The sequence below is a fragment of the Streptomyces sp. NPDC056628 genome, from assembly GCF_042792555.1.
Taxonomy (GTDB): domain Bacteria; phylum Actinomycetota; class Actinomycetes; order Streptomycetales; family Streptomycetaceae; genus Streptomyces.
This window is the reverse complement of the sequence record NZ_JBHTWG010000054.1, coordinates 1-12,774: the sequence shown is the minus strand read 5'-3', so window position 1 is coordinate 12,774 and position 12,774 is coordinate 1. Positions and strand designations below refer to the sequence as shown.

Genomic DNA, 12,774 nt, shown 5'->3' with positions numbered 1-12,774 from the left:
GAGTTGCCGCCTGCCTGCGGCCTGCCATGTCGCCCGTTGGTCTGGTTGCTGTCAGTCGGGCATCAGCGATTCGATGATGGTGTGCCAGCGCTGGTCGGCCACGGAGGGGGCCTCCGTGGTGGTGATCTGCCGGGTCTGGTAGCGGGCAGGGTGGCCGGCGAAGACGAAGAGGTGATCCAGGACTTGGTAGTTCGGGCTCCATTGTCTGTCTGTTGCCAGCCATGTCCGGTGCAGTTCGGCTGTCGCGGCGCGATCGTCGTGGCAGAGGGCGACGATGAGCTGGCCGGTCCACTCGCGGTAGCCCATCTTGTGTCTTTGCGTGTTGACGAGGCGCTGTGCTTCGGTGAGGAGCTCCAGCGCTGTCAGGCGGTCGCCTCGCAGGGTGATCGCCTTGGCGGTCAGGGCGGTTCGCATGGACAGCGTCTCGCCGAAGTGATCGGCGTCCGCCAGCACGGTGTCGCACGCTGCGGGTGTGCTGCTGCCGTGCAAGGCCCGGCGCCACAGAGCGGCGGTCTCGTTCTCCAGGGCGATACGGTGCTGCCCAGCCGCCCGGAGGGCTTGGGCTCTGGCGGCCGATCCGGCGATGGCCTCTTGGAGGAGTCCGCGGTCGAAGGCGAGATCGCTGCTGATGCGTAGGGAAGTCGTCGGATCCTGCAGTGGATGGCGGCTCAGGTGCCGTTCCAGGTCTTCATACGCTCCTTGTGCACGCAGCGTGCGAGCCACCTGGTATCGCAGCAACTCGGAGCCGGGATTTTCTTCCAGCATCTCTGTCAGTATGCGCAGGGCGTTGTGGGGGTCGCCGTCGCGGTAGATGTAGGCGAGTCGAAGCCTGGCGCGGCGGCGGATGTCAGTTGGCAGCGGACGGGTGAGGTAGTCCTCCAGGTAGGCGATGCGCTCACTTTTGCGGCGTCCTTGGCGCCACGCTTCGTAGATGCCGGACACCTGACCGATCCATGTGTCCAGCGCGGGGGGCGGCAGCCGGACAGCAGTCTGGGCGAAGCCGGGGACAGCAGCGAGTGCGTCTGCCAGCCAGGGAGCGGTGAGGGCGTGACGGGCGCACAGATCGGCCGCCAGCTCCAGGACGTCGAGGCGCTGTTGGCTGCTGTGCATAAGGGTGTCGCTTCGATGGCGAAGAGCTGCCAGCAGTTGCCCGGCCATGGCGGCTCGGTCCTGTGGTGCCCAGGCTCCGGGGTTACTGACCGGCTCGTGGGCTATGGCGGAGCGGACCGCGTCGTGGAGCCGGTAGGGAAAGACCGGGTGGTCGTCCTTGGTGACGAGGGTGCGTTGGCACAGCCGTTGAGCGTCACCGACCAGAGCGCCGGCGGCTTGTGAGATGAGACGTTCGTCGAAGCGTGGCACCAGGCTCGCGGCCCGAGCCAGTTCCCGCTCCTGCCTGGGCAGATTGGCGAACACTCGGGTGGCCAGCTCCGGCAGCGGCCCTCCGAAGGTGTGGGCGGCGGGGCCATGCCCGTCTGCGGAACGCGCCATGGAGAGCGACAAGCTGAGGTACAGAGGTAAACCGTGGGCGCCGGCGCTGATGTTGTCGATGACGTCCGGTGCCAGTACCGGATTGCCCCCCGCTCCTGAGGCTGCGCGCAGGTACTGCTTCACGTCGACGTCGGAAAGATTGCCTACAAGATGCTGGCGAGGATCGTCATGAGCCTCCAACCGTAGGCCGGGCCAGATGTGCGGGCCCGTCGCGGGCAGTAACTGGTGGAGGTGAGCTGCATCCCAGTCAAGCCGATTGCGCGACGTGACGACCCACAACGTGCCGGGAGTCAGATGCACGATGCGATTGAACAGACGCTCCTGCGAGCGATCGTCGCCCTGTACGTATTCTGCGGCGTCCGCGAACGCCACCGTGACGGGACGCTTGGCTGTCGGCAGATTCTCCAGATCCCAGGACAGGAGACCGGCGAGCGTCGCCGCGACGTAGTCGGACGGATCTTGCTGGGCCTGCGTGATGACATGGAAGAGGGGCGCGCAGTCACCCAGGGTGCGGCTGCGCAGCCGCCTCTCCCGGATGGCTTCGACAATACGGATTCCGCTGCGCACAGTCAGCGGACCCAGTCCAAAGGCGGCGCCGGCGTCGCTGAGGACGTCGTTCAGGGTGTCGGTGATCTGACCGCGTACGTCGAAGTTGCCGACGGTCAGGTCCGGCAGTGGCATTCCCGGACGGGCCAGGGACCACCAGGCAGCCAGGCCAAGGTCGAACGCGGGAAAGCGCCGCCGCCTGTCGGCCACAGCGACGCGTAGTCGCAGCACGATGTCCACGGCGTTGACGACGCGACTTCCGTGGAAGTCGATGCGAACGGTGGGAGGAGGCTCTTCGAGCGGCGGCTGCGGCCAGTCGCCGGGCTCCGCCAACTCTCCAAGGCACCACGACTCCAGCCGTCGGGACAGCTCGGTCTTGCCGATTCCCCCGACGCCATAGAAGGTGATGACATTCCGACGAGTGCTGTGCCCCAGGGTTGCCGAACCATCGCGTACTGCGTTCCCGTGCTGTAGGAGAGCTGCGGTGAACGCTGTGCGCTCGTCGACCCGGTTCGTGAACAGTTCGGTCGCCGTGTACTGGGGATCGAAAATCCGATCGAACTCGCTCATGCACCCTCGCTTGACCAAAGCTCGCCGTATCCGACGAGTCCGCCCGTAGAGAGAAACTATGACGCGTCACCGGAACTCGAGGCAGGGGATAACTCCATTTTCCGTGCCAGACGTGCCACTACTCAGTGGCAATGGAACACCGCTTCTCGGCGTGATGACGACGGCAGCTTGGGCGCCGCTCTGGCAGGCAGTGCGTTGCCGTCCGTGTGCACGACGGCACGGTCCGGGCTGCCGCTGTATGCGCCCTGGCCGCGGGTGGCCGTATTGAGCCCTTTTCCGCTGAGGTCCGAACACGTGTCCCGCAAAGCGTCACAGCCGCACCTCCATCGTGGGAGTGTGAGAGCAGCGATTTGTGAGGCGTAGGTGGGGGAGTGGGCTGTGGCTGCGGGGAAGGATGAGTTACCCCGGCTGACCGGGGCGCAGCGGGTTCTCATCGGCGTGGTGGCCGCAGGGGCTGTGGTGATTGCCGGTATCGGTTTCGTCGGTTCGTACGCGGCCGTCCGGGAGCTGGCACTCCGGAAGGGCTTCGGGGACTTCGCCTCTGTTTTCCCGATCGGTATCGACGCCGGTATCTGTGTCCTGCTGGCTTTGGACCTTCTGCTGACCTGGATCCGTATCCCGTTCCCGCTGCTGCGGCAGACGGCCTGGCTCCTGACCGCCGCCACCATCGCGTTCAACGGGGCGACGGCCTGGCCCGACCCGCTGGGCGTCGCCATGCACGCGGTGACCCCCGTGTTGTTCGTCGTTGCCGTCGAGGCCGCCCGGCATGCGATCGGCCGGATCGCCGACATCAGTGCCGACAAGCACATGGAAGGGGTCCGTCTCACCCGCTGGCTCCTCTCGCCGGTGCCGACGTTTCTGCTGTGGCGGCGGATGAAGCTGTGGGAGCTGCGCTCCTACGCGCAGGTCATCAAGGTCGAGCAGGAACGTCTCGTCTACCAGGCCAGCCTGCGCTCCCGCTTCGGCCGGGCCTGGCGTCGCAAGGCGCCGGTGGAGTCGCTGATGCCGCTGCGTCTGGCCCGCTACGGCGTCCCTCTGGCCGAGACGGCCCCGGCCGGGCTGGCCGCCGTGGGTATCGACGAGCCGCCGATCCAGTTCACCGTCGAACCGGCCCCGGCCCCAGCCCTGGCTCAGCGGCAGCGTCCCGAGCTCAAGGACGCCGTCGACCGCGAGAAGGAACTGGCGCCGGGGCCCGGCGCGCAGCCCCAGCCGGTCAAGGAGATGCGAACCGCATCCCTGCGGCCGCCGCACAACCAAGCGGATCGAGGAAACGCCCCAAATCTCGCCGACGCCTATCAGGACTGGATCAGTGCCTTCGGTTTCGAGCCCACGAGTGCGCAGTTCGCTGCGTGGCTGCAGGATCAGTACAGCATGGCGACCGCGGCCGGTGCGCCGCTGTCCGACGAGCAGCTTCAACCCCTCCTGCAGCTCCTCAAGCAGCGCCACACGCTTGTAGCTGAGCACGGGACCGAACCCCCGGCTCCGCGCGACGCGGACGACGGGTGGGGTGACTACTTCTACAACGCCTGGCTCGCGTACGCGCAAGACCATGGGGTGTACCCCGATGCGTCCGCCCTAGCCGCGTACGTTCACGGGCGGGACCGGATCACCGGTAGCAGCGGCCGGCCCCTCACGGGAGCAGACCTGGAGTACTTCGTCTCGACCTTCCGGCAGCGCGGGTTCGACGGGATGGAGCCGCCCGCCGGTGGGGAGACCACCGGGCGCGCCACGCGGGAACCCACTGGCGAGACCCTTGAGAGCGAGGAGGGCTCTGCGGAGGCACCGGTCGGCGCGGGCGCGCAGCCCGCCAGGGGCACGCCCAACCCTCGGGTGAGCGCGCCCGTCGACGAGCCGCCGGGTGGGCACGATGCGACGGGGGAGCCGGCCGCGCTCACCATCGTCGACCGCTACTACCTCGCCTGGAGTGAGTACTTGACCGAGCATGGCGAGGAGCCCAAGGCCGAGCAGCTCTCCGCCTACCTCGCCGGCGAGAAGGGCATGACCGGCCGCGGTGGCAAGCCGGTCAGCCCGTCGACCCTGCGCCGCTACCTGCTGCCGTTCCGTGTCTACAGCTTCTGGGCGCAGCAGCGGGTGCGCAGCGAAGTCCCGTCGCTCGACGTCATTGCGCAGGAGTGCGCAGTCCGCGGCATCACCGGGCAGCACAACCGGCCCCTTACAGCCGACTACGTCGCCGAGCAGGTCGCCGACTTCGAGCGCCGCTGGCAGGCGCTGACCCGCCACCACGCGCAGCCAAAGAAGTAGCAGACTTCGCCCTGCTCGTCACTGCGCACCAGTGATTGATCGTTTCAAAACGAGGTTCGGAGTCGTCTCAGGCAGATGATGCTGCAGGCGAGTTGAAGGAGGCCGAGGTGCAGGTCGGCGCTTACCTTGTAGCGGATACGTAGGCGTTTGAACTGGTGGAGCCGGGCGAAGGTCCGCTCGACCACCCAGCGGGTCTTGCCCAAGCCGGAGCCGTGGGCGACGCTGCGACGGGCAACGAGAGGCTTGATCCCACGCTTCCACAGCAGGCGGCGGTACTTGCCGAAGTCGTAGCCCTGGTCGGCGAACAGTCTGCGCGGTCGCGTCCGCGGGCGTCCTCGCAGGCCCCGGATCGGCGGGATCGCGTCCAAGAGGGGCAGGAGTTGTGTGACGTCGTGGCGGTGGCTGCCGGTCAGCGTTACGGCCAGCGGGTTGCCGTGCCGGTCGACGATCAGGTGGTGTTTGCTACCCCGCCGGTCCCGGTCGACCGGCGAAGGGCCGGTGTGATCCCCCTCTTTGAGCGCCCGGACGTGCGAGCCGTCGATCGCCGAGTCCTCCATGTCCAGGAGACTCGCCTTCCGCAGTTCGGCGAGAAGCCCTTCGTGCAGGCGGGGCCAGACGCCAGCCTCAGTCCAGTCCCGGAGCCAGCGCCAGGCAGTCACCCTTGAACAGCCAACGACCTGGATGGGGACATCGCGCCAGGCCACGCCCATGCGAAGCACGTAGACGATGCCGGCGAGCGCGACGCGGTCCGGCACGGGCAGTCCGTCCGGGGTGGCGATGGCGTCGGGCAGGCCGAGTGGGGAGAAGCGCAGTTATGCGCTCCCAGAGATCGTCGGAAACATGGTCGGCAGGCATGTCGGAGAGTCTGCCCGACGCCCTATCAGGCATTGGCAGCGAATCCGGTGTTGATGCGACTGGCGGGGCTGGGCGGGTTCAGCGCCAGCCTCCGTGGCGAGGTTCCACGGGCTCGCCGACCAGTGGGCCGAACTCCTGGCCGTGCTCGTCGATCACGACGTAGTCCGCTTCCGTCTTCGACGCAGCTGCGTGCAACCGGATGACGAGGTCAGTGACAGGCACGATACGCAGCGACAGGGCTGCGGCCACCTGGGCAGCTTCGTTGTCGATGTCCGGGTTGTACTTGTCGCGGGACAGTTCAAGGCGTCGAGCGGAGACCTGCATTACCTCGACATCGCCACCGCCCGAGAACGTGAGGCAGTCGTGCCATTCCAGCCCGATGATGATCTCCAGGGCTTCCCCCAGATCATCGGCGAGCAGACCGCCTTCCCCTTCGGAACTCGCGTACACAACCGGTCGGCGGCCGTTCTGTTCGGCGCAGAGGAAGTAGGCCCCACCGGCAGACTCCCCGGCGATCACCTCCACCGGCGCACCCGAGGCAAGCCTCAAGCCCTCGCCATAGTGTCTCCGATGGATATCGAAGCCGAACGACGACCTCAGCAGAAGGTCGATCTCCGCGGTGTGCTGGATCAGGTCGAGCAGGTGATCACTTGAGGTCATGGCACGGACGATAGCGACAGTCACTGACGTGTCGGCACCGCGGTGAACAGCGTGATGCTGTCCGTCCGCCTGCCCCCGAAGATGGCGCTTCACTTCCGCTCGGAGGTGCATCCGAGCGATCAATTGCGTATCCGGCTGTCGGTTCACCTGGGGGAAGGCTGACCTGCGCGTTCATGGTGTGCCCGCCGTCATTCCCTCTTGTTCCCCGCTGGATGCTGCCCGCTCGGGCACGTGGAGGACACGGGCTCTGATGCGCTCCGGGAGCCGATGGGGCACGCTTCAGTCGGGCACGCACATCAGGCTGTGAGCCAGCACGACGGCTTCACTCGCAAGCGGATCGACTCCTCGGACAGCCACGATGTCGGCGGTGGTGGGGGCGGCGCAAGGAGGCGCATGAGGGCGCTTTCGTGCATATATCTGCCCCCTCTGCACGCTGGCTCTCCCCCCATGCGGTGAACTGCCTGCTCATCCCCTGGCCGCAGCCTCACGCGCCGCGTTTCATTGGGCACTCATTCGCTTTTCAACGCACGTCACCAACAGACAGCAGCAGTCGTAAAGTGATCACCTGGTGTGCCCGGGACAGGAGCAGGGAATCCGGCCCACTCGTACTGTGCCGCACTCGTCAACGAGCGGCCATGACCTGCCGGTGGGGGTTCGCAAGCGGCAACGCCGGGCGGGACCGCCCGACCACATCGTCTCCTTCGGTCGGCTCCGCCCAGCTCAGGGCGGTCCTCCTTCTCACGTCCTGCCCGCTCCCCGGACGACCGAGGTGATCAGTTGGATCAGCCGTTGACCTGCCGGGCTCCGAAGCCCGACACGATGCAGGAGGTTTGTGATGGCACTGGCGCAGTGGACGAACGCGATGGAGTGGTTGGCTGCCGCCGCACGGGAGCCCCGGCTGTGCAAGGACGACTGGCAGCGCAGCATCAGCGGCGTCCACCTCTTGGCCGCTGGACGATTCTGGGACGTTCTGATCGTCCCGGCCTGCCTGGGCCTGCGCACGGCCGACATCATCGCCGGCATGCCTCGCCTCGAACCCGGCCCGGCGCTGCTGGACAGCAGGCGGCAGCATGTCGGCTTCTTCCTGCCGCCCGCCCCCATGACCCTCTGGGTCGGGCACGGCATCCGCTACCTCACCACGGGCGGGTGGATCGCCACGCCTGCCCCGCACTGCCGCTGGGGCGATCTGCGCTGGATCTGCCCGCCCGACGGAAGCGGCGCCCTGAACGCACCCGCGGCTCTGGAGTTCGCGCTGCAGGAAGCAATGGTCGAACTGGCCCGCGACCACGGCACCGCACACCACCTCGACGCCCCCCACCGACACACGGACAAACCCGCGGCGCCCCCTACGACCCGCCCCCCACAGATCCCGCATACGTGATCGGACGAGAGCACGTGGCCGGTCGAGTCTCACTGGGCGAGTCGAGCACCGTCGAGGCCGCTAGCAGCCGAAGAAGTGATGGGCTGAATCTCTGACCTGCCACTACACAAACGATCAATGCAGTGAGCTGCGTCTTGGGTGTCGCGGGCTGTCGGCATCGGTCGCCATTGAGCGCCCTTCGGCAGCCCCCGGACGGCCCCGGAGAGGTGCCGTTCACCTCTGGCAGGCCGCTCCGTCGTGGCGCGCCAGAGGCTTATGTCAGAACAGCTTGATCGCTAGTTCGCCTAACTCCTTGATGAGGATCGGTGTCGTGGCGACCGTTGCCGCTATGCAGACGGGGTGCCGCCACGCTGGGCGGTTGGGCGGCGACTCCTCGGTGTCGACCTCCACGCTTCATTGCTGTGCCATGGAGTATGGATTACGGTGGATACATCTCGGGATGCCCTAGGGTGTGCGCGATTCCGCTCCACCACATGTCCTCCTGAAGGTTGATTCGAGCCTTGGCTGTGCGTCCGGCGTAGGAAACTGGCGCATGGCCATTTGGCGTTGCCTGAAAAGGTAAGTGCGAGCCAGAGTGGTGCGGTGAGGGCAGTGTCCGCCCCGGCACCTCTGACGAGGCGATCAACGGAGCGAATTTGGGCTGGAGTTTCAACGAGCGAGTCAAGAGTGTGGCCGCCCTCCACTCGTGAGGGCGGCACCTCGTCCGGGAGGTCGTCTGTGCCTCAGCCGACGAAAGTCAGCCACGACGGTGGGCGCGCCGACCGATCGGGTGCGCGTGTGTCTCGCTGCAGCCCTGCCGGCTTCAGCCACGATGCTGTTTGCCCGGGGATACCTCCGCATGACCTGCGGTGTGTGCAGAGGCGTGGGAACATCGATCGAACACAGGCGGCAAGATGACCACATGGCCGACGACAAGACCACTGGCTTCAGCTTGCCGCGAGGCGCGACAGGCTTTCATTGGCCGAAGGACGGCTCCCTTCCCGAGACCGATCTACGGGCCTTCAGGGGCGCTCTGTATGCAGCTGCTCGCGCTGCTGGAGGCAAGGTGGGCGAGGTGGAGGAACAGGCATACCCCCGCACGTTCCATACCGCGTCGGTCGTCGAGGACGCGGGCGAGCACATCATCTTGTGCCACGCCCATCAGCCCTGGGTCGCGTTCACTCAGGTGCGCAGGGACTGGTACAGCGAGGAGTTCGTCGCACCGCCGCCCTGGGCCTGCACCTTCGCGCACGCGGGGTTCCTGGTGCTCGACCGCGAGCAACTCACCGCACCTCTTGCCGACGTGGACACCTCGGACCTGTCACAGGGCGAGTGGCGCCAGATTCGTTTCTATGGCATCACCACGCTGGGCGGGGTGATCTTCAACGCATGGGACTGATGAGACTAGGGCCTGTGTGACGTTGTGATCAGCCAGTTGCCTTCAGCAGGTCGTTGATCCAGATCATTGAGGCACGGAGGTGGAGGCCGGCGAGGTAGCTCTCGGGCGACTTGTCGTATCGAGTGGCGATGCCCCGCCAGTCAGCCGGAACTTGCGCCGTCGCCTGATACGCCGTCGCTCTTCCTGCTCGGGGTCGTCCCCGGCGTCCTGCCCGTTCTGTCCCGGCGGGCCGCCCCTTTTTGCCGGGCCCGCTTCTGTTCGGCGGCGGCTTCCTCAAGGGCGTCCATGACGTCCTTGCCGAGGTGTATCCCGGCTGCGTCGTGGTGGGCGCGGGCAGTAGTGGAGTCCACGCTGACCAGGGATAAGTCCGTCTGTCCCCGGCGAGCGGCCTCGGCGATCATGCCTTCCAGAAGAGCGGAGAAGACTCCGGCGTCCCGCCAGACGCGAAAGCGCCCGTAGACCGTCGGCCACGGTCCGAACTCGGAGGGCATCTCGCGCCACTGGGCACTGGACCGAAACCGCCAGATCACCCCCTCGAACTGCTCCCGCAGCCGCTCGGGGTACGGACCGTACTCGCCTATCGGCAGGTACGGCTCGATGAACTTCCACTGCTCGTTGGTGAGTTGCGTACGTGTCACACCCAGCGTCCTACCAGGTCCCACCCCCGCACGGGACCAGGACCCGAGAATGATCACGACCTCACACAGGCCCTAGGAGCACCCCGTTCTCCGCTTTCTCAGCCCACCACTCACCCCAGCTCCCATCCCGTCTGGGGTCGTCGCACAAGCCGTCCAAGCCCCGCTCGAGGAACCGGCGCCGCCAGGTGCGGACCGTGTCCGGAGCGATCCGCAGCCGGCGGGACACCTCCATGATCGAGCGGCCTTCGGCGCACTCCAACACGATCCACGACCGCTGAGCCAGAGCCTGCGCCGTCGTACGCCGGCGTAACCAGCCCTCCAGCACCGACCAGTTGCTACGTGGCTGTCTTCACTACGGTGCGAACCCAGGACCAAAACGGGTACAGCGAGACCGACGCCCGTTTAGAAGACCTGGTGAAGGACGTTCCCGGCTGGGGATGGACCACGCGCAGACTCCCGGCGGGCTTGGCATCACCGTAACCATGCCCGCAGCCGCCCTGTCACTGCCCGTGGAAAGCGTACGCGGGCGGGCTTGCCTCTGCCTCGCATACAGTTGCGGCGTTTCTCATACGGTGAAGGGCCGCTGTCGCAGGAACGGGTCGTTGGCCTTGCCGGTGACGAACAGCCCCGGACTCTGGTTCGGTGGCATTCTGCGGAGGATTTCGCGTTGGAATGACTTATGTCCGCCAGTGAACTTGCCTTCAGCCCATACTTCGCGGAGTGTGCCGGTGAAAAGCCCGTTTTCCCAGCCGTCAGCGGCCAGTTGGTTGTCCGCGCAGGCGGAGATCAGCAGGACGCTTGCTGGCAGGTCGAGGGTGTCCTTCGGCTGCAGGTTGCGCTGGATCGTGTCGTAGAGGGTCCTGTCCCGGTCGTACGTTTCGCGCTGCGTGTCTGGCGGCATGATCCGGGAGGTGACCTCGATCTTGTCGGGGTCGCGGGTCTGGTACAGCTCTTCCATCGCGTCCGAGGTGAGGATATTCCGCACTGCTCTGACGGCTGTTTCGCTGTGGCAGCAGTCGAAGTAGGCAGAGATGCGGACTCCTTCGGCGAACGCTTCGAATTCCTTGTACAGCTCGTCGTCGATGAACTCGCGGTCGTAGAGGACCAGGGTCTCGTCGAGGCGGTCGGGCTCGTCCTCAGGCCCGTTCCTATCGGGCACCTGGCCGCCGTGGCCTGAGTAGGTGAGGAGCAGGATGTCGCCTGGGGTCAGGATCCTGGCCGCCTCGCGGAGCTCGGCGGTCACGCTGTCGACTGTCGCCTCTGTCGTGAGCAGCATCGTGCGATCGTCGAAGCCGGCGTTCCTAGCGATCTCCTCCATGTCGCGGGCGTCGTTTTCGCAGGCGTTGAGTTTGCCGTCCCACCCGCCGTACTTGGTGGGGTCGACCCGGTTGAGTCCGATGTGGAGTGACATGCCGTGGGCCATGGGATGGTCTCCTTCCCAAGCGGAGCGGATCCCCGAGCCTGAAATAATCACTCATTACACCTATTAATACTATCGAACACTGCCCCATATGGCGCCTCTTCGTGCTGTCGCGGTGCGTCCGGCTGCATGGCACGGTAGTGAGAGGAGTATGCCTACTCCTCCTGAGGAACCCTCACTCACTGGCGAGACCGTGAGCCGTCAGTCACTGGCGAATCGCAAGGGCTACGACGAGGACTTCCTTGGCTTCAAGGTGCCTCTGCCCCTGCCCGCGCAGAACGGTGTCGAGACGGTCGTCCTGCCCTACACGCACTTCAGCGTCGTTTTCCGTCCCGACCGGCGTCTCGCCGCCGCAACGGCCGTCGCCATCGACGGCGCGCAACTGGTGAAGATCGGCCGCGACGACGACTGGCAGTTCGACCCCCGTCTGCCCGAGAGCCAGCAGGCCGGACATTCGGTCTATCAGAACAATCCCCTGGACAAGGGACACATGGTCCGCCGCCTCGATCCCGTCTGGGGCGACAGGACGCAAGCGGCCACAGCCAACACGGACACCTTTCACTACACCAACGCTGCCCCGCAGATGGACATCGTCAACCAGGGCAAGAAGCTGTGGCTGGGGCTGGAGGACTTCCTCCTCGGCCACGCCAAGCTGTTCGAGCGCAAGCTATCGGTGTTCACCGGACCGGTACTGGAGGATTCCGACCCCGCCTACCGCGGCATCAAGGTCCCCTTGCGGTTCTGGAAGGTCACCGCCTTCATGCAAAACGGCCACCTGGCCTCCACCGCCTACATCCTGGACCAAACGCCCGACCTGTCCCGTGACGCCGCCGCCCGGGCCTTGGCCGAAGCGGAGCGGGCTGGTGACCCTCCCCCGCTGGGAGCGTTCCGCACCTTCCAGGTACCGGTCGCAGACGTTGCCGAGATCACACAGCTCCACCTGGGACCACTGCCCGACGCCGACCTGCTGCCTCGAGCAACGCGAGCCGCCCGCCGCTGGACCCAGCTGGAGTCGTACGACGACATCGTCCTGCAGGAGTAAGAACCGAAGGCAGATGCGTCGAGACCGGCCTCCTTCAGGGCGTGCGAGCGCGAGGTCGAGGAGGCGGTCGACTCGGCCGCCCTCGGTGAGACGGTCGCGGAAGTCGGCCAGCACGCTGTGGTGGAACCCGGGATCGTCCAGCTCCATGGCCATCGCGTACTTGAAGTCGATGCGGCAGCGGACCGCCTCGGCGGCCTGCCGGTCCGACAGGCCGAGTAAGAACTGCAGGACACAGACGGTGGCCAGTTGAGCAGGCGAGAGCCCCGGACGCCCGTTACGCGGGTACGAGTCGGCGAAATCCTCGTCGCACCACAGCCCACCCAGCCGGTCACGCACCCATATCGCCGTCGTGCCGCACGGGTTGCTCGCCCGCGCAACCTGCGCAGTCAGAGGCGGGACTTGCTCACCAGAAGGCGGACGAAGGGACAACGGGCACCTCGACTGTCGGCGACGCTTGAATAGTGAGCCGGTTCCGGCGGGTGAAAATTGACCCCCACTGCGTCAGTTGATGTTGGTCATTCCCCGGTGTTGGCG

Annotated in this window: 9 protein-coding genes and 3 pseudogenes; 5 read left to right on the top strand and 7 right to left on the bottom strand. The window is 66.4% G+C overall.

From position 1 onward, the window contains the following. Positions 1 to 51: 51 nt before the first annotated feature. Complete coding sequence (locus ACFRAC_RS34520) at positions 52 to 2,604, bottom strand: tetratricopeptide repeat protein (RefSeq protein ID WP_382938394.1); 2,553 nt, start codon at positions 2,602 to 2,604, stop codon at positions 52 to 54. Positions 2,605 to 2,982: 378 nt separating this feature from the next. On the opposite strand from ACFRAC_RS34520, the gene ACFRAC_RS34515 reads away from it, so the two are divergent. Beyond that, on the top strand, positions 2,983 to 4,866 hold the full coding sequence (locus tag ACFRAC_RS34515; protein WP_382938391.1) for a DUF2637 domain-containing protein: 1,884 nt from the start codon (positions 2,983 to 2,985) through the stop codon (positions 4,864 to 4,866). A gap of 44 nt (positions 4,867 to 4,910) precedes the next feature. On the opposite strand, the gene ACFRAC_RS34510 is transcribed toward ACFRAC_RS34515, so the two are convergent. Continuing rightward, a protein-coding gene (locus ACFRAC_RS34510; RefSeq protein WP_382938389.1) for an IS5 family transposase occupies positions 4,911 to 5,721 on the bottom strand; the annotation gives its coding sequence in 2 pieces (ribosomal slippage) (positions 4,911 to 5,627 and positions 5,629 to 5,721; 810 coding nt in all). A 78-nt stretch (positions 5,722 to 5,799) separates the two neighbouring features. Then, complete coding sequence (locus tag ACFRAC_RS34505) at positions 5,800 to 6,381, bottom strand: hypothetical protein (RefSeq protein ID WP_382938387.1); 582 nt, start codon at positions 6,379 to 6,381, stop codon at positions 5,800 to 5,802. Positions 6,382 to 7,216: 835 nt separating this feature from the next. Here ACFRAC_RS34505 and ACFRAC_RS34500 point away from each other — a divergent pair. Both ACFRAC_RS34500 and ACFRAC_RS34495 read left to right on the top strand, forming a co-directional pair. Continuing rightward, the gene (locus ACFRAC_RS34500; RefSeq protein WP_382938384.1) at positions 7,217 to 7,762 is read left to right on the top strand and encodes a hypothetical protein; all 546 of its coding nucleotides are present in this window, start codon (positions 7,217 to 7,219) and stop codon (positions 7,760 to 7,762) included. Between the two features lie 901 nt (positions 7,763 to 8,663). After that, complete coding sequence (locus ACFRAC_RS34495; protein WP_382938381.1) at positions 8,664 to 9,140, top strand: hypothetical protein; 477 nt, start codon at positions 8,664 to 8,666, stop codon at positions 9,138 to 9,140. Positions 9,141 to 9,168: 28 nt separating this feature from the next. Here the strand turns inward: ACFRAC_RS34495 and ACFRAC_RS34490 are convergent. Together ACFRAC_RS34490 and ACFRAC_RS34485 are read right to left on the bottom strand one after the other, a co-directional pair. After that, positions 9,169 to 9,778, bottom strand: a pseudogene (locus ACFRAC_RS34490) (transposase). Between the two features lie 61 nt (positions 9,779 to 9,839). Then, positions 9,840 to 10,010 carry a helix-turn-helix domain-containing protein gene (locus ACFRAC_RS34485; RefSeq protein WP_382938455.1) on the bottom strand — a complete coding sequence of 57 codons (171 nt, stop codon included), beginning with the start codon at positions 10,008 to 10,010 and terminating at the stop codon, positions 9,840 to 9,842. Between the two features lie 107 nt (positions 10,011 to 10,117). Here ACFRAC_RS34485 and ACFRAC_RS34480 point away from each other — a divergent pair. Next, positions 10,118 to 10,257 (top strand): annotated as a pseudogene (locus ACFRAC_RS34480) (antibiotic biosynthesis monooxygenase); the annotation flags it as partial. An 86-nt stretch (positions 10,258 to 10,343) separates the two neighbouring features. On the opposite strand, the gene ACFRAC_RS34475 reads toward ACFRAC_RS34480, so the two are convergent. Then, complete coding sequence (locus ACFRAC_RS34475) at positions 10,344 to 11,201, bottom strand: caspase family protein (protein WP_382938378.1); 858 nt, start codon at positions 11,199 to 11,201, stop codon at positions 10,344 to 10,346. A 190-nt stretch (positions 11,202 to 11,391) separates the two neighbouring features. Between ACFRAC_RS34475 and ACFRAC_RS34470 the strand changes: the two genes are divergently transcribed. Further along, positions 11,392 to 12,240: a DNA/RNA non-specific endonuclease gene (locus tag ACFRAC_RS34470; protein WP_382938374.1), complete on the top strand. Its 849-nt coding sequence runs from the start codon at positions 11,392 to 11,394 to the stop codon at positions 12,238 to 12,240. Positions 12,241 to 12,357: 117 nt separating this feature from the next. On the opposite strand, the pseudogene ACFRAC_RS34465 reads toward ACFRAC_RS34470, so the two are convergent. Then, a pseudogene (locus ACFRAC_RS34465) lies at positions 12,358 to 12,576 on the bottom strand (transposase); the annotation flags it as partial. Positions 12,577 to 12,774 lie beyond the last annotated feature (198 nt).

Coding starts and splice junctions, on each gene's coding strand:
- ACFRAC_RS34500 (WP_382938384.1), top strand. CDS start 7,217: ATGGCACTGGCGCAGTGGACGAACGCGATGGAGTGGTTGGCTGCCGCC.
- ACFRAC_RS34495 (WP_382938381.1), top strand. CDS start 8,664: ATGGCCGACGACAAGACCACTGGCTTCAGCTTGCCGCGAGGCGCGACA.
- ACFRAC_RS34520 (WP_382938394.1), bottom strand. CDS start 2,604: ATGAGCGAGTTCGATCGGATTTTCGATCCCCAGTACACGGCGACCGAA.
- ACFRAC_RS34505 (WP_382938387.1), bottom strand. CDS start 6,381: ATGACCTCAAGTGATCACCTGCTCGACCTGATCCAGCACACCGCGGAG.
- ACFRAC_RS34475 (WP_382938378.1), bottom strand. CDS start 11,201: ATGGCCCACGGCATGTCACTCCACATCGGACTCAACCGGGTCGACCCC.
- ACFRAC_RS34485 (WP_382938455.1), bottom strand. CDS start 10,010: ATGGAGGTGTCCCGCCGGCTGCGGATCGCTCCGGACACGGTCCGCACC.